This window comes from Hellea balneolensis DSM 19091, from assembly GCF_000428525.1.
GTDB classification, from domain to species: domain Bacteria; phylum Pseudomonadota; class Alphaproteobacteria; order Caulobacterales; family Maricaulaceae; genus Hellea; species Hellea balneolensis.
This window is the reverse complement of the sequence record NZ_KE386760.1, coordinates 59,392-85,446: the sequence shown is the minus strand read 5'-3', so window position 1 is coordinate 85,446 and position 26,055 is coordinate 59,392. Positions and strand designations below refer to the sequence as shown.

The 26,055-nt window shown below is 46.1% G+C and carries 21 protein-coding genes and 1 tRNA gene; 10 read left to right on the top strand and 12 right to left on the bottom strand.

The window, feature by feature from the left end; translation table 11 throughout:
• Positions 1-3,056 (bottom strand): beta strand repeat-containing protein (locus F569_RS19680; RefSeq protein WP_162143793.1); only part of this gene is annotated, 3,056 nt, incomplete at its 3' end.
• Between the two features lie 476 nt (positions 3,057-3,532).
• On the opposite strand from F569_RS19680, the gene F569_RS18460 reads away from it, so the two are divergent.
• From F569_RS18460 to F569_RS0114985, 4 genes are all read left to right on the top strand, one after another.
• Complete coding sequence (locus F569_RS18460; RefSeq protein ID WP_051279951.1) at positions 3,533-3,937, top strand: winged helix-turn-helix transcriptional regulator; 405 nt, start codon at positions 3,533-3,535, stop codon at positions 3,935-3,937.
• 250 nt (positions 3,938-4,187) lie between these two features.
• Positions 4,188-5,330: a tyrosine-type recombinase/integrase gene (locus tag F569_RS18455; protein WP_034389173.1), complete on the top strand. Its 1,143-nt coding sequence runs from the start codon at positions 4,188-4,190 to the stop codon at positions 5,328-5,330.
• A 9-nt stretch (positions 5,331-5,339) separates the two neighbouring features.
• Complete coding sequence (locus tag F569_RS0114990; protein WP_026942867.1) at positions 5,340-6,173, top strand: hypothetical protein; 834 nt, start codon at positions 5,340-5,342, stop codon at positions 6,171-6,173.
• Between the two features lie 68 nt (positions 6,174-6,241).
• Positions 6,242-6,448, top strand: a complete 207-nt coding sequence (locus tag F569_RS0114985; RefSeq protein WP_026942866.1) for a helix-turn-helix transcriptional regulator — start codon at positions 6,242-6,244, stop codon at positions 6,446-6,448.
• 947 nt (positions 6,449-7,395) lie between these two features.
• On the opposite strand, the gene F569_RS19640 is transcribed toward F569_RS0114985, so the two are convergent.
• The 4 genes from F569_RS19640 to F569_RS18450 form a co-directional block, all read right to left on the bottom strand.
• Positions 7,396-12,759, bottom strand: a complete 5,364-nt coding sequence (locus F569_RS19640; protein WP_026942865.1) for a calcium-binding protein — start codon at positions 12,757-12,759, stop codon at positions 7,396-7,398.
• Positions 12,760-12,770: 11 nt separating this feature from the next.
• Complete coding sequence (locus F569_RS0114970; protein ID WP_154813769.1) at positions 12,771-13,637, bottom strand: hypothetical protein; 867 nt, start codon at positions 13,635-13,637, stop codon at positions 12,771-12,773.
• A 369-nt stretch (positions 13,638-14,006) separates the two neighbouring features.
• Positions 14,007-14,081 (bottom strand) — tRNA-Gly (locus F569_RS0114965).
• Positions 14,082-14,212: 131 nt separating this feature from the next.
• Positions 14,213-14,995, bottom strand: a complete 783-nt coding sequence (locus F569_RS18450; RefSeq protein ID WP_034389172.1) for a DUF6065 family protein — start codon at positions 14,993-14,995, stop codon at positions 14,213-14,215.
• Between the two features lie 42 nt (positions 14,996-15,037).
• On the opposite strand from F569_RS18450, the gene F569_RS19795 reads away from it, so the two are divergent.
• From F569_RS19795 to hslV, 5 genes are read left to right on the top strand one after another with little or no spacing between them, the layout of a single operon-like run.
• Entirely contained in the window at positions 15,038-15,547 is a 510-nt protein-coding gene (locus F569_RS19795) for a prolyl-tRNA synthetase associated domain-containing protein (RefSeq protein WP_026942863.1), read from the top strand.
• 3 nt (positions 15,548-15,550) lie between these two features.
• On the top strand, positions 15,551-16,435 hold the full coding sequence (gene trxA, locus F569_RS19790) for a thioredoxin (protein ID WP_026942862.1): 885 nt from the start codon (positions 15,551-15,553) through the stop codon (positions 16,433-16,435).
• Positions 16,436-16,460: 25 nt separating this feature from the next.
• Positions 16,461-17,135: an LON peptidase substrate-binding domain-containing protein gene (locus F569_RS0114945; protein WP_034389171.1), complete on the top strand. Its 675-nt coding sequence runs from the start codon at positions 16,461-16,463 to the stop codon at positions 17,133-17,135.
• A gap of 22 nt (positions 17,136-17,157) precedes the next feature.
• Positions 17,158-17,355, top strand: coding sequence for a Trm112 family protein (locus F569_RS0114940; RefSeq protein WP_026942860.1), 198 nt, complete (start codon positions 17,158-17,160; stop codon positions 17,353-17,355).
• Positions 17,356-17,408: 53 nt separating this feature from the next.
• Positions 17,409-17,984, top strand: coding sequence for an ATP-dependent protease subunit HslV (hslV, locus tag F569_RS0114935; protein WP_026942859.1), 576 nt, complete (start codon positions 17,409-17,411; stop codon positions 17,982-17,984).
• On the opposite strand, the gene F569_RS18445 is transcribed toward hslV, so the two are convergent.
• The 6 genes from F569_RS18445 to mnmE all read right to left on the bottom strand — a co-directional run bounded on the left by F569_RS18445 (position 17,981) and on the right by mnmE (position 24,395).
• Complete coding sequence (locus tag F569_RS18445) at positions 17,981-18,643, bottom strand: NUDIX hydrolase (RefSeq protein WP_051279950.1); 663 nt, start codon at positions 18,641-18,643, stop codon at positions 17,981-17,983. The two genes, hslV and F569_RS18445, sit on opposite strands and share 4 nt — an antisense overlap.
• 2 nt (positions 18,644-18,645) lie before the next feature.
• Entirely contained in the window at positions 18,646-19,557 is a 912-nt protein-coding gene (locus F569_RS0114925) for a ParB/RepB/Spo0J family partition protein (RefSeq protein WP_026942858.1), read from the bottom strand.
• Between the two features lie 35 nt (positions 19,558-19,592).
• Positions 19,593-20,369, bottom strand: coding sequence for a ParA family protein (locus F569_RS0114920; RefSeq protein WP_026942857.1), 777 nt, complete (start codon positions 20,367-20,369; stop codon positions 19,593-19,595).
• 16 nt (positions 20,370-20,385) lie between these two features.
• A complete protein-coding gene (gene rsmG / locus F569_RS0114915) occupies positions 20,386-21,009 on the bottom strand; it encodes a 16S rRNA (guanine(527)-N(7))-methyltransferase RsmG (protein ID WP_026942856.1) in 624 nt (207 codons plus the stop codon).
• Complete coding sequence (gene mnmG / locus F569_RS0114910) at positions 21,009-22,877, bottom strand: tRNA uridine-5-carboxymethylaminomethyl(34) synthesis enzyme MnmG (protein WP_034389263.1); 1,869 nt, start codon at positions 22,875-22,877, stop codon at positions 21,009-21,011. Before mnmG ends, rsmG begins: the two co-directional genes overlap by 1 nt.
• A gap of 171 nt (positions 22,878-23,048) precedes the next feature.
• Positions 23,049-24,395 carry a tRNA uridine-5-carboxymethylaminomethyl(34) synthesis GTPase MnmE gene (gene mnmE / locus F569_RS0114905; protein WP_026942854.1) on the bottom strand — a complete coding sequence of 449 codons (1,347 nt, stop codon included), beginning with the start codon at positions 24,393-24,395 and terminating at the stop codon, positions 23,049-23,051.
• Positions 24,396-24,442: 47 nt separating this feature from the next.
• On the opposite strand from mnmE, the gene F569_RS0114900 reads away from it, so the two are divergent.
• Positions 24,443-25,345 (top strand): glycerophosphodiester phosphodiesterase family protein, encoded by a 903-nt coding sequence (locus F569_RS0114900; RefSeq protein ID WP_026942853.1) that lies wholly within the window; start codon positions 24,443-24,445, stop codon positions 25,343-25,345.
• Here the strand turns inward: F569_RS0114900 and dnaQ are convergent.
• Positions 25,342-26,052 (bottom strand): DNA polymerase III subunit epsilon, encoded by a 711-nt coding sequence (dnaQ, locus tag F569_RS0114895; RefSeq protein WP_034389170.1) that lies wholly within the window; start codon positions 26,050-26,052, stop codon positions 25,342-25,344. The two genes, F569_RS0114900 and dnaQ, sit on opposite strands and share 4 nt — an antisense overlap.
• Positions 26,053-26,055 lie beyond the last annotated feature (3 nt).

Sequence of the window (26,055 nt, the reverse complement as noted above, 5' to 3'; positions counted from 1 at the left end):
GATAAAGTGCCTGAACCGGAATGCACATCCGTAATGCTGACATCTGACATCGAAACATTACCCGTATTGACGACTTCATAAGTGTAAGTGATCACCTCTCCGACTTGGACATCGCTTGTCTCTGACGCTGTCTTGGCCAGAGTCATCGCAGGCGCCGGTGTTTCTGGCGTAACGGTTTCATCAGCCGTTGTCGGCGGCAATGTGCCGCCTGAAGGCGTCGCGTCCAAAGTCGCGGTATTTGTGATGGCAGCGCCACTATCAATATCGGCCTGAGTCACTGTGTATGTGGCAGTAAACGTTGCGCTATCACCAACAGCTAAAGTCGCGACGTTGGCGGGCGTGATGGCTGATAAAGTGCCAGTTCCGCTATGCGCGTCTGTGACGGACACATCATTAAGGGAGACATTACCCGTATTGGTGACGACATATGTATAGGTAATCACATCACCAGCTTGAACGTCGCTTGTCTCGGACGCTGTTTTAGTAAAATCAGCTGCGGGCGCCGGATCGGCTGGGTCAACAGTTTCAGTCGCGGTTGACGGCGTATATGTTCCGTTGGGCGGCGTTGCGTTCGCCGTAGCCGTATTTGAGATTGCGCCTCCCGCATCAATGTCGTCTTGGGTGACGGTGTAATCGGCTGTGAACGTCGCACTCGCCCCTGGCGCAAGAAACGCCACTGTAGCAGGCGTGATCGCGCCTAGCGTACCGGTTCCGCCGTGAACATCTGAGATAGAGACATTTGTAAGGTTAGTATTACCTGTGTTCTGAACGACATAAGTATAGGTAATGACGTCACCTGCAGCGACATTGGTATCATTTGACGCTGTTTTCGTTAGCGTTGACGCCGGAGCCGGGCCTTCAGGCGTGACTGTTTCAGTGTCTGTCGACGGCACATAGGTCCCGCTTGGAGGCGTCGCATTCCCTGTCGCCGTATTTGAAATCGCCGCGCCCGCATCAATATCGGCTTGCGTGATTGTATAATCTGCTGTGAAAGTAACGCTGGCGCCGGGCGCAACTGAGGCGACCGTCGCAGGGCTTATTGGGCCTAATGTTCCAGTGCCGCTGTGAACGTCCGTAACGCTGACATCATTTAGCGTAACGTCGCCTGTATTTTCGAAAACATATGTATATGTAATGACATCGCCGGCTTGTACGTCCGTTGTGTCAGACGCTGTTTTATTAAGCGTGGATGACGGGGCCGCTTCGGCGAGAGCCACTGTTTCGTCAGCCGTCATATCCGCAAGCGTGCCTTGGGCGGGTGTAAATGACGCCGTCGCCGTATTTCCGATATCCGTTCCGGCATCAAAGTCGGCTTGTGTAATCACATATGTGGCTGTGAAGACCTGAGAGCCGCCAGGCGCGATAGAGGCTGTCGCCGGCGTGATGGCGGAAAGTGCGCCTGAGCCGCCATGAGCATCTGTTACGGACACGTCATTTAAAGTCACATTGCCCGTATTCTCGACTGTGTAAGTATAAGTGACCGTGTCACCTTCACTTAAGTCAGCATCGGGAGACGCTACTTTAGAGAAGAGGGCTTCGGGTTGTGGGGCTGTAAGCGAGATCGACTCATCCGCGGTCGGGGCTGTAATAGAGCCGCGCTTAGGCGTTGAATTGGCTGTCGCCGTGTTATCTATGGTTCCGCCTGCATCTATATCAGCTTGCGTGACAGTATATGTAGAGGTGAAAACCTGCGTGTCATTCGGACCAAGGTCATCGACACTTGCAGGCGTGATAGCAGAGAGAGTTCCGGTGCCCCCGTGAACGTCCGTTATGTTTACGGCATCTAATGTAATATTGCCTGTGTTCTGAACTGTGTAAGTATAAGTAATCACATCACCGGCTTCGACATCTGTGTCTTTGGAGGCCACTTTGGTAATCGTGATAGAGTTATTGGCATCGGGACCTGGGATTGTCAGCGTGCCTGACACATTACCCAATTGACCCTCTGTCGGGTTGGCGGTCACTTCCGCTGTATTCACAAACACCATATCGTTATCGATGTTGTCCTGTGATACCGTATGCGACGCCGTACAGGTCATGGACTCGCCAGTGACCAACGTTGTCTGCGGGCAGTTCATAATACCTGTGATAAAGCTGTCTGTAACGACAATATCGTTCAGCGTAACTGAACCGATATTTGTGACTAAGAAGCTATAATTGATGACGTCGCCCACAGCCATATATTCTGTGCGGTCCGCGGTTTTCTCAATAGTGATACCCGGCGCGACTTCTGGCGTACCCGTCGCATCATCACCATCTGTGAAATACCAGAAGTTATCACCTCGGCCATTTGTCCAGCCATCATCATCATGGATAAAGGGCGTTGTGCCGCCTGTTGTCAGAATGTTATTTAATAGGCCTGGAATCGGCGTGAGGTCAAACCAGCTTGTACTGGTTTCTGTACCTCCCTGATTTCGGAAGCAGTTCTCTGTCCCGATTGTCGTGGTACCTGCAAAGTTTGTTCTCTCAACAGAATTAGCCGGAAGATCAGAAAGGCTGCTGACGCGGATACCATTTACTTCAAAGAACACATCCTGATAATCAAAGTCATTATTGGTTCCGCTTGATCCTACGCTAGCATCACACCCATCCGCATCGCGAACGGTTAAGCGAGAATAGCCTTCTACAATTGAGCCGCCAAAATAATCTGTACAGCTTACCGTACCGCAATTCAGCGCTTGTGTTGGTCCAAGCTGAAATTTCGGCGCGCCTTGAAACGCCGTCGGCGTACCCGTTAATTGAAAACCCCGAAATTGTGTCGAGGGATTGACGAACTGGTAATAGAGGTTTCCGTTAGCCCCGACCAACACGAACATTGTACCACCAACTGGAGGATATGTATTAGGTATAGGTCCATTACCATTCGGAACAGTTTCCGTAAACGGCGTTGCATGGGCCTCTATCCCCGCTCCTGCAAGTGACATTGTGACGAATACACTGCACAAGAGTTTGGACAATGTTGATGAGCCGCGCCTGTATCGGGGCGTTTCATTTGCGGGTTTAAGCGCAAACTTTGATTTCAAAGAAGAGATAGTTTTTTTGAATAATTTTAACATCGTCAAATCCAGCACGTCATAAATGTAAACGTTGCGCCCATGGACAAAGGTGAAGGATTAAAGTGAATAATACTTTAAGATGTTAAATTCATGTAATTATTAACAAGAATTAGCCTATCTAGTCAGCTTATGTTCAGAAGGGTTAATTTATTATTTTTGCATAAATATCTAAATAACTGTAATTTATACGTATTTTAATTTATAGGTTCTGCGCTTGTTAAGACTTAAGGATGAACAAATGTCATCTGTTAAGGCTTTTTTATATAAATTACTATTTAAAAGTGAGTTACGAAAAGAGGGCTATTTACTCTCAATTTGGAAAGATTGGTTTTACCGTGGTTTTTAGGGGTTAAAGTCCGAAATTATTTTTCCTCAGCGTAAATTAAGTACGAAATTTTCGCCTATTTACCCATTAGTTACTTTTAGGATGTAGCGCCTTATATGAAGGCGCGGCTTAGAACTTTTAAGAACACAACATGGCTGATAGATTTCCTAATATTGCACCTGACATTTTCTATGATGTTGAGTTTTGCCCTATTCGCGGGGTCTTTAGCCGTTTGGGCGGGAAATGGTGTTTGGTAATCTTGACCCATTTAAATTTCGGTACGCATAGGTTTTCCGAACTCTTGGCCGCAATTCCGGATATTTCCCAGCGCATGCTGACCCAATCTGTCAGAACGCTAGAGAGAGACGGTCTGGTCTCTCGCAAAGTTACGCCCTCCGTCCCCCCGCGCGTGGATTATTCAATCACGCCCTTTGGACGGAGCTTTCTATCTGAAATGGAAGGGGTGCTGCAATGGAGCCTGAAAAACCGCTCAACCATCACCAAAACCCAAGACAACTATGATGAGAAGAAAGCCGTAAAGCTAAAAGCCAGTTAAGCTGATCTCATTGATTTTATCTAAGGTTAAGAAAAAATGGAGCGGGCGATGAGATTCGAACCCACGACCCTCACCTTGGCAATTTAGTCTGGGGCTTTACCGCCCTTTACTCTGCATTACCCTGCACGCCCATAAATATCTGAAACTATTGACTTTATTCAATTTTTAGTACCCTAGATGACTCTGTAGATACCGTCGTTTTCGATATCAATCTGCTCCCAAATTGCTGCCAAATTTGAATAGGGCTATTATGACAAAACTTACTAAGCGCATTGTTGACGCTTTAGAGACGACAGGCAAAGACCATATTATCTGGGATAGTCAGCTTTCAGGCTTTGGTATTCGTATCTCTCCAAAGGGCCGTAAAACCTTTGTTGTTCAATATCGACATCACGGCAAGTCCAAGAAAGTTAGGCTAGGAAAATACGGTCTCGTTACAGTAGATCAAGCCCGTAAGGAAGCGCAGACAATTTTGGGAGCACTAGCTTCCGGCAAAAATCCATCCATCGCAGTTCAACGCCATGTTAAATCGCCTACCTTGAATACAGTCGCCAATCGTTTTCTAGATGAGTATGTATCGGTTAGATTAAAACCGGGGACGCAAGCCAACTATAGGCAAATTCTCAAGTGCTATGTGTTACCCGTATTGGGAAAGCGTAAAATTATCGATATAGAACGGGCGGATGTTGCGGCTCTACATCTAAGTTTAAAGCACGTTCCTAACCAAGCTAATCGTTGTGTCTTGGTCTTATCCAAAATTTTCAATCTTTGCGAAGAATGGGGATTGCGGGAACAATCACAAAACCCCTGTAAGCATGTTCAGCGCTATAAGGAAAATAAGCGCCATAGGTTTTTGAGTAAATCCGAACTTACTCACTTATGGCAAACCCTTGATAAAGTCGCTTTAGAAAATACGGCGTCAATCTATGCCGTAAATGCCTATAAGCTACTTATTCTAACGGGTTGCCGATTAAGCGAAATTCAAACGCTCCAATGGTCGTTTATTCACGGTAATCATGTCGAATTTCCTGATAGTAAAACAGGCTATAAACGGCTTCCGCTCAATGATGCGGCTATGACAGTCTTAGCCCAATTCCCGCGATTGCCTGATAATGAATATGTAATTTGCGGCGAGAAAGCGGGAAGCCATATTGTAAACCTACAAAAATCTTGGCGACGTATTCGTAAGCAAGCCAATTTAGACGATGTCAGAATACATGACCTACGCCACACTTTTGCGTCTCACGCGGTTATGGGCGGAACGCCCCTCGCTTTAGTCAGTCGTCTTTTAGGGCATTCTAAAATAACAACAACAATGCGCTACGCTCACCTTGCCGACGCGGAATTAGCAAAAGCGTCAAATGGCATTGGCAATCAGCTTATAGATATCTAATCTATTAATATGACACCTATACAAATCAAAGCTAAACTTGCCAGCGCGGAGTTTTGTCCAATTTTATCTCAGCATATTTTAAGCTTTCTAAAGACCTTTGAGGATTACCCCGAAGACCAGTCCTCAGTTAAAGGCATGGATTTCATCTTGAAGCGTTTTGTAAATACACCGCACATTGGATATTTTGAAAAAGACGCAAATAGGCTAATAAATCAGTTCAAAATTATAAAAGAGCATCAACACATACTTCTCGAGTCACTTGATAGGCTTGCCAAGTTTTATGTGATGTACGCAATAATGCCTTTAGTAATACCCTATACAAATGAAGATTTAGAGCAACTACGCAAAATTGAAAAAGCGACGGAAAAACTCCAATCCTTACTGCCTGCACGAGACAGTACGCTTTATATGATTATGACAATGGCGGAACAAATCGAAACGCATAATTCTTTGAATTTCAATGAAGACATGAGTGCTGTTCCGATATTTTTAAATAATCTTGATTCTATGCTAGATAGTCTTATCGCTATTCGCCCTAAAGTCACCCAAACTAAACTAGGTCAGTTTTTAAAAATCGGCGTAAAAAGCCAAAAGGGAAACCTTGCTCTAAGAATCTGGATTGATCAACTTTATGGTCTTTGGGTTGGGTATATGGGGCGCTCATTTGAATATGATGGTATGAATGGAATCAACGGGCGTAAACGCTTTACAGAATTTGCTTATGAAACCGTTTCCATCATTCACCCTACCCTAACTTATAATACTGTAGAAAATGCCATTCGCGCCTATTACGATAAATACCACAAAAACAGTGAGGCTTTACCCCCTCAAAAAATCGCTTAAAGCCTCAGTGAAATAAATAGTCATCCAGCGTAATCAGGAGGAGTAACTTAAACTCTTGATAAGACGCTATGACTCACCTGCAAAATGACCCTTACCAACTGCTAACCGAAAAACAGGCGGCGGGTTTAATCCATTACTCGCAGCGCACGTTACAGAATTGGCGGCAAAGGGGCGGCGGTCCGAAATATGTCAAAGTGTCTGCCAAATCCATCCGCTACCAACGCCGTGATGTGCTCGACTGGATTGAAGCCCATAAGCGCCATCATACTGCCTAAGAGTTTTAATAAATTTGAGGCCTTTTAAGGGTTATAGCAGCCCTAAGCCTAACCCCTCTCTGACGCCTCCAAGACCCCAATTATAACCCCTATTAAACCCATTAAAGGGTTATTAGAGGGCTATAGTTCAGCCCAACTGTTTACACCGCTCCTTAACGTCAAAATCGATAAAGAATGCATTACAGGTCGTTTTCAATATCGGCTTAACAAATGTGTGGTTTATCATAGTCTTATTTTAAACGATAAATAATCGATAAAAACCGATAAGCGTGCCGATTAGATTAGCGGCAAGAAATCCGTTTATTGTCGTCAAAACAATTAAGGGCTTTAATGCCCTATTTATAACCCTACCCGTAACCCGAGCTAATACCCCTCTTTAACCCCACTAAAGGGCTATATAACCCCTGTTTAGGTTCATACCGTATCGGGACATGTACTGAAACACCCGCCGATACGTTTCCCATACATTCCCGGCAATTCCCGATACCGTTTCGGGAAAATGGTTTTGGCCTATATGGGCCTAAATAGGCCCCAAATGAGCTATAGCTATATCGGCATCCTTATCGGTTATTTGCCGCCTAATGGCGCTTAATTGGCGACTAATGTTGATTTGCATTTTAATCGGTTACTTTTGCATTTAAACGGAGAAACAAATGGGGAGATCTTCTATACCCGAATAAAGCCCGTAATAACCCAAAACATACCCGTAAACGGGCATTGTGAAACGACAATCATCGCTTCCCGATTCCGTTCCGGTAAGTATCGCACTATCCCCGTTAAAACCCAATAAGGGGCAATATAGGGCTAAAGAGGGGCCTATTAAGGGGTAAGGTAATCGACAAGCTTTTCGTTTGATTGTCGACTATTGGCGCTTACTTGTCGTCAAAGGCAGCATCGTAAATTTAGCCGCCAAATTAGATGGCTAAACAAACGACAAAAAGCTACCCTTATGCAAAGGTCCATGCATCAATATTCATTAATTCGTGCATAAAATCAAATCGCTCAAAATCGGCAATATCAAACCATCTTTCTAACTGAAAATCTAACGGCTCATTAGCACTTCCTGGATTTTCAAAAGAGAAATTGCTAGATGATAAATCGCTAATATTCATTCCTACAATGGTGAGCGTATTGCCATTTCCAAAGTTGAACAAAACATTGGCTCCAGAATCTGTAGCTGCACCAATCAATTCTACATAAGTATCAAAATCAGTATTCAACCCTAAAATATCAATCGTCTCATTTGACGTGAAACCAAGAATACTATCTGCACCATCTGAAGAGGTGTTGTAGCCAAAACTATCTATCCCAGCCCCGCCATTGAGACTGTCATTACCAAGTCCCCCTGCAAGGTAATCTACACCGCCATAACCTAACAGCACATCATTGCCATCCGACCCTGTAAGGCTATCATCATGACTCGATCCAAAAACGCGTTCGATATTTGTGTATGTATCACCAATAGCATCACCACCCGTGCCACCTGATTGCATATTGATCGTTACACCCTCGCCTGAAGCTAAATAAGAGACTGTATCTATTCCAGCTCCACCATCATGACTGTCTGCGCCTTCATCACCATAGAAGAAGTCATTACCGCCGCCACCAGACAAAATATCATCACCAGATTGCCCAAATATCGTATCAACACCATCACCGCCATTTATAGTGTCATAACCATCACCACCTAAGAGTCGGTCATTACCTTCTGCGCCATTAAGCCTATCGTTACCGTCCCCGCCCGTTAAACGGTTAGCGGCGCTATCCCCTGTAATGTCATCATCAAAGTCAGAGCCAAAAACCCATTCAATAGAGTTATAGCTATCTCCTGCAGCATCGCCGTCCGTTCCACCTGTTACAAGGTTAAGGGTCACGCTTGAGGCAGCATCTGTATAGTATGCGCCATCAATACCTGCATTCCCCTCAAGCGTATCTGCGCCTTCGCCGCCAAATAAGCGATCATTACTCCCACTTCCCATCAAAATATCATTGCCGAGGCCACCGCGGAGTTCATTAACGCTACTATTACCCGTTATGACATCATCAAAATTAGAGCCGTAAATCGCTTCAATACCAAAATATGTATCACCTGCCGCATCACCTAATGTTCCGCCCGTGGACATGTCTAACGCTATTGCTGAAGTCGCACCGGAATAGTTGGCGATATCAAAACCAGCACCGCCATTGAGTTGGTCGGCTCCCGCAGACCCATAAAGCTGGTCATTGCCGTCTTGGCCACGCTGAATGTCATCTCCCTCACCGCCATAAATGCGGTCAATGCCGCCGCCGCCATTTATGGTGTCGTTTCCGTCTTCGCCATATAGAAATTCATTAGAATCAGTCCCGTTAATCGTATCATTAAAATCAGAACCATAAAGGCGCTCAATGGAGCTATAGCTATCGCCTGCAGCCTCGCCCCCCGTTCCGCCCGTTTCTAGGTCTAACGAAACTCCCGCTAATGCATTTCGGAAGTCAAGAGTATCGAAACCATCGCCGCCATCGATTGAATCTGCACCATCTCCGCCAATAAGTATATCAGCACCTAAACCGCCTTGAAGAGTATCATCTCCAATTCCGCCTATGAGGGTATCGTTACCACCCTCGCCCGATAGTATATCGTTTGTATCTGAACCCGTAAGAGCATCGTTAAAACCCGAGCCTCTAACGTGTTCAATAGATGTGTAGCTATCACCCAAAGCCTCGCCTTGCGTTCCGCCCGTCATCAGATTGAGTGATATAGAAGCAGCGGCTTCACGATAATCTGCTACGTCAATTCCATCGCCACCATCAAGAGTATCAGCTCCTAAGCCACCAGTTAGTATGTCGGAACCAACCCCTCCATTGAGGATGTCTTCCCCATCACCACCGTTCAGTAAATCATCTCCTAAGCCACCATCAAGCGTGTCTATACCTACCCCACCTATTAATGTGTCATTTCCATCACCACCGTTAAGGATGTCATTGCCGTCATGACCATAAAAAATATCGTCGCCATCATCACCTGTTATAGTATCATCAAAATTTGAACCAAATATTTGTTCAATAGAGTTATAGCTATCACCTAAAGCAGCTCCCGACGTGCTGGTCGTGTTTCCAGCGAAAATAATGCCTATGCTAGAGGTTGCAGAGCGATAATCCGCTGTGTCATGACCTTCGCCACCTCTTAAAACATCGCGGCCCGCCCCTCCATCCAAGATATCATCACCGTCACCCCCATTTAACCTATCATCTCCAGCTCCGCCGTAGAGGTAATCATTACTGGCTTCCATATTTTGGTTATTTAAAAGTTCTTCCGATGGTACTGGAATACCTGGAGGGCCTGGATTAGTTGGGTCAATTGGTATAAAGTCAGGGTCTTCTTGTCCCCATAAAATATCATTCCCATCACCCCCAGTCAGAATATCGCTACCTAAGCCGCCATATAATTCATCATTTCCAATTCCCCCATCCAAGGTGTCATCGCCCTCATATCCTGCTAAAAAGTCTTCTCCAATCTCTCCAAATAGAGAATCATTACCTTCATAGCCGAGTAGCACATCGTTTCCGAAATCACCGAAAAGTTGATCATCATCTACATCTCCGTATATATGATTATCTAATATATCGCCTCGAACCTCTAAACCAGCAGCCTCAAAAGGAGATGGCCCATTTTCTGATTCGTCCTCCCCCACAACATAATCTGTGGCAATCTGTATAATGCTTGCAATGGTATTAAGATCAGAATCACTAGCGCCTTCCATGTATATCTTAAACTCACTTCCACCTTTCGGAAGAAAAACAATTTCAGCATACATTCGGCCATCTATTTCATGTTGTGGGCCAATACCCATAGTTAGTTCCGGGTCATATTGGTCTTCCCCCCACCAAAATAAGGATGCCTCGCTCCAAGTTCTTAAACTCAACACATTTGGGTCTAGCCCTGGTATGTAAAGAATTGTCACGCCAAACGGCACTGCATCATTGTGCCCAGCATGAATACCATTTCCAGCGGGCGCTATAAGAATATCTTGAACACCATCATCAACAATTGTTAGCGCTCCATTACTTGGTGCAGAACCAGCGGCATTTAGACTATCTTTCAAACCATCTATCATGACGCCATATAAAGAATTGTTGACGCCTGTAACTTCAATACGGTCTTCACCATCTCCGCCAAAAATTGTGGCACTATCCTCAGCGCTTATTACATCATCACCCGAACCGCCAAAGATGATTGTGCGCCCATCACCCGCAACCGTGATGGTATCGTTGCCAGTGCCGCCATATAAATCTTGAGCCGAACCGCCCTCAACATTTGTGATATCAAATGTATCGTCATCCGCACCGCCAAAGAAGATAAACCGACCGGTTAAACCTTCAGCATTACTCTCCAAGGGCGTTTCGAGTAATAGCACTTCCTGATTTAAAGACGTGTCCAATGATCGTATCTCTGAAGGTGCGGTTGGTGTATTATTAAATGTGATTATGTCACTCAAAGCTCGACTCGCCACCGCGAGTGACCCAAAGACATCTGTAGATAATTCTACAATAATTGTATCACTGCTATCTGTTAGAGTAGCTATTTCAAGACCGCTCAATTCGACCGCTGCACTTGGCCCAAAAATATCTCCAAAGGTAGCTCCACCAGGAACGCTAGAGAGATTTAAAATATCTGTACCGCCCCCAAAATCAATACTGCTTAAATCAAGTGTAGATAAATCCTGCGTTATATTTACTTTATCATTATGTCCCGTGAGAGTAATGCGTTCATAATTAATAAAGTTAGTCATATTTCCAACAATGACCGTATTATTCATTTCAATACCACTAGGCATTGCAGATAAATCTAATCTGTCCCCACCATTAGGGTCTGTACTATGACCACCAAAATCAACATCCATCAGACCCAATGACATAAAATCTTGATCAACAACAAGGGTGTCATCGTCTCCCGTTAGTACTATTTTCTCTAAACCAAGTAATTTAGGCGTTGCGCTTGGCCCTCCAATGCCTGACAAATTTATTCCTGAACCTACCATTCCCGAAATCGGGATTCCCGAAAAATCAAGGCTATCTATACCGGCACCAAAATCTATTTCCTCTAGCGTAAAAAAGGGAGCCTGATCAGAAAATTTAAACTCATCATCTTGGCCAGTAGCAATGATTCTCTCAATCGAATGTAGTTTATCAGAACCCCCTTGACCGTCATCAGACACGAGTAAAAAACCAGCAGTAATATCTGCTGCACTTAGCGTCGAGCTATCTAAAATAATAGCCGCGCCCACAGCGCCATAATCCACAGTGTCTATTGCATTATCTTCAGGCGTTGCATGACCTATGGCTTCATGCCCGTAAAACTCATCATTGCCAGCACCTGCAATTATTTTATCCTCACCGAGACCGCCATAAACTAAATCGTCATCCGCACCGCCATCAAGTATATCAGCGCCGCCGCCGCCAAAGAGTTTATCGTTTCCAATGCCGCCATTTATGGTGTCAATCGCATTATCATCTAGTGTGCCGTCTTTATTATGACCGTAGAGCACGTCATTGCCATCACCACCGTTTAGGTTATCTGTTCCGGCGAAACCATAAATATAGTCATTGCCACCACCAGTAGTGATCGTAGCGCCGACGTTACTGACATCTAAAATAAGTGTATCCAAATTTGTGGAATCTATTGGTGTAACACCAGTTGGCGTTTGAATTAATCTTTGAACCCACTCTATAGTATCACCAACTTCGATCAATTGGGTACCTAGAGTAATTCCTGGAGCAGTTGATAGTGCTGGCGGACTCAAATCTCCATTATAAGCAACACGGGAATAATTGTCTGTTGCTTGGAATATATCGCTAAAACCATTAGCAAGTTGATGGCTTATTCTTATTGCATAATAGTCAGCAAGTGTATTTGAATTAATGGCGCGGTTGGCAGGGCTATCAATATCATTTGCACGATAAATTGCGTGGGCAAGTTCATGGGCAAAAAGGAATTCATTTGTGTAGTTTACTACTTTACCTTCATTAGTTATGGTATAAGTATTGTTGAGTACATTACTAGACATATCCCAATTTAAATCATTTTCATACTCTATACGGGTAACATTGCCCATTGCATCCGTAAAAACTCTCTCAGTTCTAACATTTTGTGAAGCGCCAGCTACAAAGTTAATATTTAGAGAAGTAATACCTGCAGTGTGATCCGCCACAAGCTTATCTAGCATCGCACGACCTTCTGCAGAGCCATTATAAATTGTTGTAATTAGTGCCTTTACATCCATTTCATGTGTTGGATCGAAAGTAATCGCATTAAAGACGTCCACTAAAGCCATAATTCTACCCCTTAATTATTTCCATTTATATCATGAAGAACAGGTAGTGTTGAGCTGGCTGTCCATTCTTTTATCCAAACACAGGATGTAAACCTTCCGCTTATTATTGATTTTTCCCGCTTCGCGTTAATTACACGTTTCCCAATATCTGACATTGGAACAATCTCGCGTATGAAATGCGTGTTCGGGTTTTCACACCTTCCAGAGGAATCGACATTTGGAAAATAGAGTATATTGCTCTCTTGAACATCTTTAATACCAAATAATGGAATGGTGAAAACAAGCGCGTTTTTATCATAAATTTGCCGTCTTTCCATATATGGAAAATCGGGGTCAATAAGTTTTATCACTTCGGTTGCACCATCTGAGATGCTCAATATTTTAATATGGTTTAACTCAGCCAAAGCCTCCAATATACGCTCTTTCATGATTTCGGACATGTTCGACCCGCCGTAATATTTAAACTTATCACTTTTTAAAATTCGCCATTGATTATCATCTTCACTTCCAACAACCTCAAAATAGAAGTTGACTTTTACGGGTACGCCGACTGGATAATGGTAATCTTTATTTATTGCTTCTAATGCTGCATTTTGAAGCGTGCGGCGGCGAGATTCTAAATCCTCATATGGCGTATCTAGATATCCACGAGGGTAGGTCTTTTGTGCATCATTTCCCGGATTGATAATCAGGTCTTTAACACTCAAATCGATTTTGCTCATGCCGCATGTTTCTCGACAAACACGCTCACTGGAATACGGCACTCTTTGGTTTTCTATTTTTGATTTCTTTGACATATCAGTCGCGTTTTGAGCATTCGCACATCCACTAAACCCTGCCGCAGTTACTACTATTGTTGAAATTAAAAAATGTCGCATAAAATTTCCTCTTCTTTCATTACCCAGACTCAACAAGGTAGTTTTACCTCAAGCCCATGCGACTAACCTATAGTAGTGTGTGTTCAAAAAACACGAAAGCAAATCCAAAAGGTTAACGCAAGGTGAATTTTGAAATACGTTGTCATTTTCTAAGGTCAAACTAAAACAAGGCTGAAATTTGACTGCTTTTGCATTTGTTCTGAAATTCCTCGTGTTTTTTAGGCGCAACGGCTGAGAAAAAATTATCCACAGGTAATCATGCTATGAGCTTTCGACCCAATCTGCTCCCAAATTGCTGCCAAACCAAATTTGGCCGCCAAAAGCGTGTTGCTTGAAAGTCTCTAACTAATTGAAATATATAAGAAAAAATGGAGCGGGCGATGAGATTCGAACCCACGACCCTCACCTTGGCAAGGTGATGCTCTACCACTGAGCTACGCCCGCTCATATTTTGCGTAGTGACGAGGAGGATAACCTACCCGCTTGGCAGAGCGGCTATATGACCTAAACGGAATTTATAATCAAGCGGCTTTGCACATATTTTACGAGAAATTTTTCACCGCAATTTTCGACCCTTATCGCTTGAGCAGGGCCCCGCCCCGCACATCCAGAGGTTTTTTTAGACGGCGTTTTGTATTATGCTCGGCATCAACTCTTGCACCGGTGGGTTTTTCGCCTTTCATATAATGGCGTTGCCACCCATCGCTTACGGCGCTGTCTTCACGCGCAGCCAAGCGCGCAATAAAATCATTACGGCTCTCATTCCATAATTTGTAATCCGCCGTGAGCACAGCATCCTGTTTCATAGACTTGACCTTAGGCTGAACCGCCTCAAGGCGCCTATGTTCAGACAGGGTGATAAAACAAAAAGGCTCATCTTTTTCAAAGCGAACCTTGCCCTTACGCGTCATTTGCCAATTCATTGTAAAAGGGAAAGGCAGCCAATCTGTTTCAATAAGGCCAGATAAAGCGTAAATCCCGTCTTTTGGCCAATTAGGCGGACCGCCGCAGGTTACAGCCCATCCCGGCGGAGTTTTAAAAATATAGCCCGTATGAAAGGTCACAATGCCTTCGCGAAAATGACTGACGGCCAGACCTGCAATATGGGCCTTTGGGTCAGGCGAGCTGAGCGTGATATCCTCTGCCCCCGGACCGCCATTCCAGCTTATGTCCAGAGTAAAAGGACAGGTGATTTCCCAGCCCGTCGAGTTAGCCATGGTTAGCGGTAAGCAGCGATAAGGCTGCCGATCTGTAAATTCATCCATCCAACTGCGATGCGGACGTCCCGGCAAGAGCGGAGGCGCGACATCATGAATGGCAAATGCATCAAAAAAAGGGGTATCGCTTAACTCTGTCATGCGTGTAACTTGCCTTAACTCAGCCGAATATGAAAGAGACCTATGCCTGTTAGCCGCAAAAAATTATTTGAATATTTGGATGAACTGAACATTCCTCGCACAACAATAGATCACGCGCCGGTCTTCACAGTAGAAGAGAGTGCGGAAATTAAAGCTGATATGCCGGGCGCGCATACCAAGAACCTGTTTCTAAAAGACAAAGCGGGACGTTTTTTTCTGATTTGCGCCCAAAGTGATACGCAAATTCGGGTCAACAAATTGCATCCCCTGCTTGGCTGTAAGCGCCTCTCCTTTGGTAAGCCCGAACCTCTTTTAGACCTGTTAGGGGTTACACCGGGCTCCGTGACATTATTTTCTGTGCTCAATGATACAGACAACCTTGTGACGCTGATCCTCGATGCGAGTCTTTTAGAGCATGATATTGTTAACTTTCACCCCTTGCTAAATGATGCCACCACCGCCATTTCCAGTGAAGATATGATGGTCTTTGCCAAAGCCACGGGACACGACCCAATTATTATGGATTTTGCTGAGCTGAATGAGAAGGATTAACCCATGAGTGATGCGCTCGATATTATCAAAGACAGCTCTGATCAGAGCTTTATGGCCGATGTTATTCAAGCCAGCCAAGAGACGCCAGTCGTCGTTGATTTCTGGGCGCCGTGGTGCGGGCCCTGTAAGCAACTGATGCCAGTCTTGGAACGCGTTGTAAAAGACGCCAAAGGCCAGGTTAAGATGGTCAAAGTCAATATTGATGAAAACCCCGGCATTGCCGGACAGCTTGGCGTGCGTTCCATCCCAGCTGTCTTTGCGTTTAAGGACGGAAAGCCCGTTGACGGCTTTCAAGGCGGACAGCCAGAATCTGAGCTTAAGAAATTTATCGGGCGGCTGACGGGTGACAGTGATCCCGCTGAAGAAGCTGCGGCCCTTGCCGCTAGGGCAAAAGACAGTCTGGCAGCAGGCGATCCCGGCGGCGCGGCGCAAGATTATGCGCAGGCCCTCGCGCTCGATCCTAATAGCGCCGAAGCTATGGCGGGATTGATCAGGCTTTATATTGACGGCGGTAATGAAAACGCCGCGGCTGATCTCCTGGCCTCTGCGCCTGAAAGCATGAAAGATCACCCTGAGATTAAAGCTGTGACATCTCAATTGACCCTCACTGAACAAGTGGTCGAGCCTGATGAGACAGCGGAGCTTATCGCCGCGGTGGAAAAGAACCCAAATGATTTGGACGCGCGGATGGCACTCGCCAAAGCCCTAGCTGCTTCTGGCCGAAATGCAGATGCCGTTGAGCACCTCCTATTTTCAATTGGTAAGAACCGCGCATATAACGGTGAGGCGGCGCGACTTTTCCTTCTCACAATATTTGAAGCGGAAGGGCCAACATCAGACGTCTCTGTCGAAGGACGCCGCGCGCTATCTTCTATTCTTTTTGCTTAAACCTTAGAAAGTAACCACCCTCAATATGAGCGCTCATTACAAATCACTGACCCGCCGCACCAGTCCGGAACAATTAGCTGTATTTCCGCTAAACGGCGCCGTCTTGCTCCCGGCATGTGATCTACCTCTGAATATATTTGAGCCGCGCTATCTGAATATGATTGATGACGCTCTTAAAGGTGATCGCCTTATTGGCATGGTTCAAAAACAAGACGGGCGCTTAGCCAAAATTGGCGGATTGGGACGCATTACGCAATTTTCTGAATCCGATGACGGGCGCTACCTTATTGTTTTAAAAGGATTAAAACGCTTCTCTATTCTTAAAGAAGCCGATGTTAAAACGCCTTACAGACAGGCCAAAATTAGTTTTGAAGGCTTTGAAGCGGACGCGGATATTCATAATGCGCGGCAAACATCCGAAGCGCTTTCGGGTAAAACAGGCGATCGCACAACGCTGACTGTGGCGATGAAAGCTTTAGCCAAAACGCTGGGCGTTGAAATTGATTGGGACGGCCTTAACGAAATCCCATTGCCTATTCTGGTCAATCAGGCAGCTATGATAAGTCCCTTTGCGGCTGAGGATAAGCAGTCTCTCATTGAAGCTACAACAACAGAAGATCGCCGTAAGCTTCTTATTGGTCTTATGCATCTTTATGCCAATAAAGATATGGGGCAAAACCCTGGGCAAGCTCCGCAATAAAACATAGGGTTTGGATGATGCTATGAGTAAAAAAAAGCCAGCGACCGACACTGTCATTGATCCGAAAATGCTGGGGGTATTAGTCTGTCCAAAAACGCGCGGTCCTCTCACCTATGATTCTGAAACGCATGAGCTCATCAGTAAAAAAGCCAAGCTGGCCTATCCGATCCGTGAAGGTGTGCCCATTATGTTAATCGAAGAAGCCCGCCCGCTGGACTGACTTGAATATCCTTGCGGCAGACCCCATCTCTAGCCCAAGAAATGGAGCTTAGAATGTCTTACTTTGATTATGCGGATGCCAGCCAATGGCGCGGTACGACAATATTATCTGTTCGTAAAAATGGTAAAGTTGTTGTCGTAGGCGATGGGCAAGTCAGCGCGGGAAACACCGTGATGAAAGCTGGCGCGCGTAAGGTCCGAACACTGGCTGGCGGCAAAGTTATTACAGGGTTTGCCGGCGCGACCGCAGATGCTTTTGCCTTACTCGAACGGCTCGAAGCCAAGCTTGAGCAATATCCCACACAGCTTGCCCGCGCTTGTGTCGAGCTTGCTAAAGATTGGCGTACAGATAAATATTTACGCCAACTCCAAGCGATGATGATTGTTGCAGATAAAGATGAGACTTATGTGCTGACTGGAAATGGGGATGTTGTTGAACCTGATAAGCTCGAAAGCGGCAGTGGTATAACGGCAATTGGAAGCGGCGGAAATTTCGCATTATCCGCGGCTTTGGCTATGGATGAGTATGAAAAAGACGCCGAAGTGTTAGCGCGAAAAGCGATGGGAATTGCAGACCGAATTTGCGTCTTTACCAATAATAATCTGACAGTAGAGAGCCTGAGCGCTTAATCTCTCTGATACTCCCATTTATCGGGGCGGCATAATAATCTGTGCCGCGGTCCTTCTGCCTCAAAATCCAAATTTTCATAAGCCGCATCAGCTTTCCATAAGGTCACAAATCCTTGGTCATCTTTTGCAAAGCGCGTTTCGAAAATATCTGTTTTTGCGCCGTGAATATAGCTTATGACGGAATCAACATTTGAAAACTGCGTGAGCGTTGTCAGTGACACATAGGTTGGCGGCACAATCATGATGTCCGGTGAGGGAACCGACTCTAAAAATTCCTTGGGACAAACCCATCGATAATCATGTATTTCGCCTTGATCAATTTGCACAAGCATATCTGGGGCGCGAACAATAAAGAACCATGTTGAAAAACGCCGCTTTTCTTGAACAGGCGGAATCCAGCAGGACAGAACCGCCATATCAGCACCTTCAATATCTAGTCCCGTTTCTTCCAGGGTTTCCCGAATGGCGGCAGCTCTGGCCCGCTCAACTTCCCCCTCACCCGGCGCATCGACCTCATCAACGCGTCCGCCCGGAAATACCCAGGCACCACCAAAAGATTTAAGCTGACGATTTCGCCGCAACATCAGGACTTCAAGACGACCATTATAATCCCGTAACACCATGACTGTCGCAGCTGGAATAAGCGGACTTGCCGTCATGACTACGCCTTTAGGCGCTTAATGAGACTTTCAAGTTGGGCACCTGTTCTATATTTAATCCGTAATTCTCCGCCGGGGCCTTTGTGACGGAGATCCGTCACGAGGCCAAGAATGTCAGATATATCATTTTCGACTTTTCGTGTATCAGCATCCTTTTGGGCCGGTATGGCCGCAACCTTTCCGTCGGCGGCTTTGATACGGCGAACCCAATCTTCGGCCTCCCTTACGGAGAGACCTTTTTCAGCAATCGCATCCGCAAGTTCTGTGGGATCGGGCGCAGCAATAATGGCCCGGGCGTGTCCTGCCGTGATTTTTCCTTTTGCCAAATAAGTCTGCGCCCTTTTGGGAAGGGTTAATAAGCGCAGCATATTTGTAATATGCGGCCGTGATTTTCCAACGGCTTGCGCAATGTCCTCTTGCGTGCGGTTAAATTGATCCGACAATGCTTTATAGGCCAAAGCCTCTTCAATTGGATTCAGATCTGCCCGCTGCACATTCTCGACAACACCAATTTCCAAAACATCTTGATCGGATAGCTCACGAATAAGCACAGGCATGGCGTCAAGCTTAGCTTTGAGCGCGGCTTGCCAGCGGCGTTCACCTGCAACGATTTGGTAGTGTCTTTTTTTATCGCTTGTTTTGTGCGGGAGCGGACGGACCAAGATTGGCTGCAACACCCCTTTATCTTTTATCGATTGGGTAAGCTCAGCAAGCTTCTCTTTATCAAAATATTTACGGGGTTGCTCTGGATTGCGCTCTAATTGGTCGATATTAAGTGAGGTGACGCCGCCTCTGGGCGCTTCTGAGGCGACAGGCATTTTTTCAAGCTCCTGCGGTGCGGCGGCGACGCTGACATCTGACATAAGGGCTGATAATCCGCGGCCTAAGCCACGCTCTTTTGTTTTTTTTGACATATCTCTAACCTATTGTAATTATTGATATAATATATTTATTTGCGAGATTTTGAATGACGACCCAACATCTCATCAGCCAAATCAATATAAGCCTTGGATCCCGCGCAATCGGGATCATACATAATAACCGGTTTTCCAAAAGATGGAGCTTCTGCGATGCGCACATTTCGCGGAATAACGGTTTTAAAAACGGCACGGCCCAAATGTTTTCGAACGTCAGCCGCCACTTGCGCGGAAAGGCGGTTACGCTGATCATACATAGTGAGCATAACGCCGTCGATAACCAGATCAGAATTTATATTGGCTTTGGCCATTTCAACAGTCTGCAAAAGCTGACTTAGACCTTCCAACGCGAAAAACTCGCATTGTAATGGCACAAGGACAGAACGCGCCGCTGATAAAGCATTGACCGTCAGTAAATTCAAAGATGGCGGGCAGTCTATTAAGACATAATCAAAATCGACACGGCTCAGCGCGTGCCGTAAAATAGTGGTGCGCCCTGCTCTATCGCCGATCTCAAGTTCTGCACTCGCCAGATCAATATGAGACGGCACAAGCTTTAAGCCTGGAACGACTGTATCCATAATAGCGTCTGATATTGGCCTGCTTTCGACGAGAACATCATAAACCGTTACATCACGTGCTGTACGGGGGATGCCCAAACCCGTTGCAGCATTACCTTGCGGGTCTAAATCAATCAGGAGAACTTTTTTTCCGCGCAAAGTAAGGGCGGCGGCCAGATTAATTGTTGTGGTTGTTTTACCCACACCGCCTTTTTGGTTCACAATCGCTATAATACGCGGCTTCGTCATGTGATCTCCAAAAAGGTTATCGGGGCTTTAGCTCCGTAATTTTTAACAAGCAACCTGCGCCATCGCTGAGGCTAGGGACTTTTTCCACGTTGTATGTCCACTTTTTTGAGGCTTCCGTCAATTCCTGTTCAGCGGCCTCACCCTTTAAAAACAGTCCAATTGTGCTCTCACCCCAAAAAGGCTGTGCATAAGAAAAGAGTCTCGGTAATGGCGCAAAAGCGCGCGCGGTTATGACATCATGGGGTTTTGAGGGTAAAGCTTCGGCCCGCTCTGAACTTGCTGTCGCAGGAAGATCAAGCTCACGTATGACAGAGCGCAGAAATGATGTCTTTTTTCCGGCTGACTCGACTAAAGTAACTTGGCCTAAGCCCCTCGCTTTACAGCCAATCGCCATAGCAATGCCCGGGAAACCTGCTCCCGAGCCTAGATCAATAATATTTTTTGCATATGCGGGGATATGCGGCCATACCTGCCAACTATCCAAGGCATGACGACACCAAAAATCGTCCAATGCCGTTGGAGACACTAAATTTATCTTACGATTCCACTTAAAAAGAAGGCTCTGCCAGCTTTGATAATCCGCTAATGTTTCACGTGAAACATCGCTGTCACGCGCAAAATCTTCAAAACTATAAGCCATTACGAGGCTTTACGTAGATATGCTAAGACGGCGGTTAGAGCGCCTGGGGTCACGCCTTCAATGCGCGCCGCCTGGCCTAGTGTCGCGGGACGCACAGATTCAAGCTTTCCGCGCACTTCATTAGATAATCCGCCAACGCCCGCATAATCAAAGCTTTCAGGGATTCTCAAGCCTTCATCCCTCTGAAAGGCGGCAATATCGCGGGCCTGACGGTCAATATATCCGGCATATAACGCTTCGGTTTCCAAATGCTCTCGCGCGAAATGCGGTAGGCCTCCTAGCTCAGGCCAGACAGGCGTAAGATCATCAAATTTAATATTTGGATAAGCAAGTAAATCTAACACTGTTCGCTTTTTACCATCCTGATTAATCCTAAGACCTTGTTTTTTGAGTTCATTAGGAGTTTTCGACAATGTTTGGGCTTGGATTTTGGCATCTTTAAGCGTTTTTAGCTTTTTAGCGAAGGCCTTGGAGCGCCGAGAACTCACAGCCCCAATCTTTTCGCCCAATGGTGTTAAACGCTGATCGGCATTATCGGCCCGCAATAAGAGGCGATATTCGGCGCGGCTTGTAAACATCCGATAGGGTTCTGTGACACCTTTGGTAATTAAATCGTCTATCATCACGCCAATATAGGCTTGGCTTCGGTCCAAAATAAAAGGATCAGAGCTTGAGGCGGCGAGAGCAGCATTGAAACCCGCCATCATGCCTTGCGCTGCCGCCTCTTCATAACCGGTTGTACCGTTAATTTGTCCCGCTAAATAGAGGCCCGGTAATCGGCGGGTTTCCAAGGTTGCGCGTAACTCACGCGGATCGACATAATCATATTCAATGGCGTAACCATAGCGTTTAACAACAACATTTTCGAGTCCCCTGATCGTTCGCATAAAAGCGTCTTGTAAATCACGGGGCAAGGAGGTTGATATGCCGTTAGGATATATCGTATCTCCATCCGGGTTTTCAGGCAGGCCTTCAGGTTCTAGAAAGACTTGGTGGCGGTTTCTGTCAGCAAAACGAACCACTTTATCTTCAACTGAAGGACAGTATCGCGGGCCTTTTCCGGAAATACCGCCGCCATAAAGCGCTGATTTCTTAATATTATCGCTAATAACACGGTGCGTATCTTCATTTGTATGGGTAATCCCGCAAGTCACCTGAGGTACCTTGATTGCGTCTGTCATAAATGAAAAAGGCACAGGCTCGTCATCTGCCGCCTGTTGATCAAGCGCAGCCCAATCAATTGAAGCTTTGGAAATACGGGCAGGAGTGCCTGTTTTAAGCCGGTCCATATCAAAGCCGAGGTCATAAAGACGGTCAGCAAGTCCTATAGACGGCGCATCTCCAAAACGACCCGCGGGCGTGCGTTCATGCCCAATATGAATTTCGCCCCGCAAAAATGTTCCGGTAGTCAGAACAACGTGCTCACTGGCGAATTTTTGACCATCTTGTGTCTCAACGCCAACAACACGGCCATTCTTAACGAGAAGGTCTTCCACCGCCAAAGCCTTCAATGTGAGGTTAGGATAGGCCGAGAGAGTCTCCTGCATGGCTTTTTTATAGAGCCGGCGATCAGATTGGGTTCTGGGGCCACGAACAGCCGGCCCTTTGGAACGGTTTAGCAGGCGAAATTGAATGCCTGAAGCATCAGCAACATGGGCCATAACGCCATCCATTGCGTCTATTTCGCGAACCAAGTGGCCTTTCCCTAATCCCCCAATGGCAGGATTGCAGGACATTTCGCCAATAGTTCCCAGCTTATGCGTCAATAATAAGGTTTTAGCGCCCAGACGCGCTGAAGCCGCTGCCGCGTCACAGCCTGCATGACCTCCACCAATAACTATGACATCCCAATGTTTCACGTGAAACATCTCCATTTTACTATTGCGCGAGCCTATAGCCGCTAAGTCTTATTATGTGAAGGTTATGTTTCACGCGATTTTTCGGGGCACCGGAATACAGGACTATTCCTAGATCGCGTGAAACACGATTATGGTTAACAATAGCGTTGAATCGTGTCTGTCACTTAACCGAGTGACAGTTTATTTGCCGACGCAAAAACGCGAAAAGATACGGTCAAAAACGGATTCAATATCTGTTTCCCCCGCAAGTTCTTTTACAGCAGAAAGGGCGGTTCGAATATCATCGCCCGCTAATTCAGGGGCAAGAGTAAGTTTTTCGAGAGACCGCTCCAAGGCTGATAGGCCGCGCGTCACGCAATCCTTGTGACGCGCTCGTGTCAGGCCAGCATCATCGCCAATAGTGAAGCGTTCCATAATCTCTTGTTCTAACACGTCATAGACCTTGCGCACATCGAGATCATTATTGGCATCTATAGACAGGGTTTTATATGTTTCACGTGAAACATTGGGGACTCCTTGACCTGGAAGATCCGCTTTAGAAAAGATAAGAATGTCATCCTCCATCAGCTTTTTAATGAGATTAGGCAAGTCATTGAGCTGTGTTGAATCTACAACACCAACACGTATGTCTGCCTCACTCGCAAGTTTTAAAGCTCGTTTTACACCTTCTGCCTCGATCGTATTAGATGTCTCCCTTAAACCTGCTGTATCAGAAAGGCGAACCTGAATCCCTGCAATTACTGTATATATAGACACTATATCACGTGTTGTTCCCGCTTCAGAAGACACAATCGCAGCCTCGCGCCCCGCGAGGCCATTAAGAAGTGTTGATTTACCCGCATTGGGTTTTCCGATAATAGCAACCTCGACGCCGTGACGAATAGCTTCGCCCTTATCAGCCTCCATTAGGCTTTGCTTCATACTCTTGACCACGTCTGAAATATAAGGATACGATTTATGCGAAAGCGTATCAGGCACATCTTCCTCGTCAGGGAAGTCTATCTCCCCTTCAATTTGAGCCAAGGCGTCAAGCAGTGACTCACGCCAATTTTCATAAAGATCGCGTAGCCCGCCTTGCATTTGGCGAAGCGCTTGCTTTCGCTGGCCTTCAGTCTCTGCATCAATCAAGTCCGCCAAACCTTCTGCCTCAGTCAGGTCCATCTTACCATTTTCAAAAGCCCGCCGCGTAAATTCTCCGGGTTCCGCTTGGCGTAGGCCCAGTTGCATGAAAGCTTTTGCCATTGCCTCTATAACCGCAGGGCTACCATGCCCTTGAAATTCAGCGCAATCCTCACCCGTAAAGCTATTGGGCCCGGGCATCCATAATATTAGGGCTTCATCAATTAAGTCGTTTTCCGTGTTATAAAGCTTTCTAAGCGACGCCATGCGAGGTTTAGGGCTCGGCTTTTGCAACAGTTTTTCAAGACAGTATTGTGATAGAGCTCCACTTACACGGAAAACACTCACGCCAGCGCGGCCGGGCGCAGAAGACAGGGCAAATATTGTATCATTAGGACTACCGCTCATAACTTCGCGCTTCTATAGAGAGCAGAGACAATAAGAAAGACTTTGCTATGCGAAATTTTAAAGCGCCCCTCACAATAACATTAGCCGCAATTCTGACAGCTTGTGGCCAATCTTCCGAAACAACATCAGTCTCCAAGCAAAGCCAAACATCTGTCATAGATGCAAATACCGCTTTACCGCCGCTGGCCTCATATATGTCCTGCCTGCCACAGGAGACTGCTTTGGTCGCCGCCCATCGCGGGACGGCACGAAATAGTGACTATCCTGAAAACTCGATGAGCGGACTAAACCTGCTAATCGAGAAGGGTTTTCTGGTATCTGAGGTTGACGTTGCAGGACTTAAAGATGGAACTCACATCCTATATCATGACGGGGTATGGGACGAAAAATCTACAGGGAAAGGCGCCATAGCCTCCACAACATGGGATGAGGCCTCCACTCTGTTACTGATGGATACAAAAGGCAATTTCAGCGCAGACCGCCCCGTAAAGTTTGATGATTACCTGAAGGCGGCAAAAGGGAAAATATATCTCGAAGTCGATTTTAAAAGCAGCTCAAAATACGAGACCGTTCTCGAACTAATCCGTGAAAACGATATGGCAAAGGATGTTATCTTGATTTCATATAATGAAAGACAGACTGAAAAACTCATGCGTCTTGCGCCAGATATGATGTTATCAGTCGGACCCAACGAGGCGCTCGGGCAAACGCGCTTTAAGCCTGGACAGATAGCGGCCTGGATTGGCTATAATGTAGATGATGCCGCTCTAGTGAATAATTTACGGGATAAAGACATTCCAATCTTAGGGCGTGTTCGAAAAGACTGGTCTTTGCAAGCCGCGGATGCAGCTGATCTTCTTGTGACAGATGATATATTTGATCACAATCCTATCGCGGGGCTCACAAATAAAAACAAGGAAGAGCTTGAGGCTTGCCTATCGTCGCTTTAGGCGCGCCGCCAATATTTATTCCAAACCATTTCGTCACCCATAGAGTCGATGAAAGCTTTATGCTGCTCGCGTTCAGCTTCACTGAGCAGTGGTTTAAGAGATGAAGGCCTCTGCCGCGCCGCTGGTAGAAAAATGGATTCAACAGCCTGTGCCGCCTCTGGCTCAAGCCCAAGTTTGTGCATCCTCCCGCCTTTAAGCTGGAGGTAAACTTCTGCCAATAATATAGAATCGATTATCGCGCCGTGTTTATCACGTGAGGCTAAGGACACGCCATAACGTTTGCAAAGGGCATCGAGCGAGGCTGGGGACCCCGGAAATTTCTCTCGCGCCATTTGCAGCGTATCTGTAAAGCGATGATTAGCAATCGCCTCGAAACCCGCTCGTTCTAATTCCGCATTAATGAAACCGCGGTCGAAGTCAGCATTGTGGGCTACTAATTGACTATCCCCGATAAAGTCTAAAAAATCCTGCGCCTGAGCTTTAAACACTTTTGCACCGCGCTCACGCAAATTTTCAAGTGTATGTCCTGTGAGTTCTGTGACTTTATCAGGAATATCTCGCTCCGGGTCTACCAAGGCATGGAATTCCCGTCCCGTTGGCAGCATATCTATCAGCTCAATACAGCCAATTTCTGTAATTCGATCATCCCCGCGTGCATTAAAGCCCGTGGTTTCTGTATCAAAACAAATTTCACGAATGCCAGTCATAAG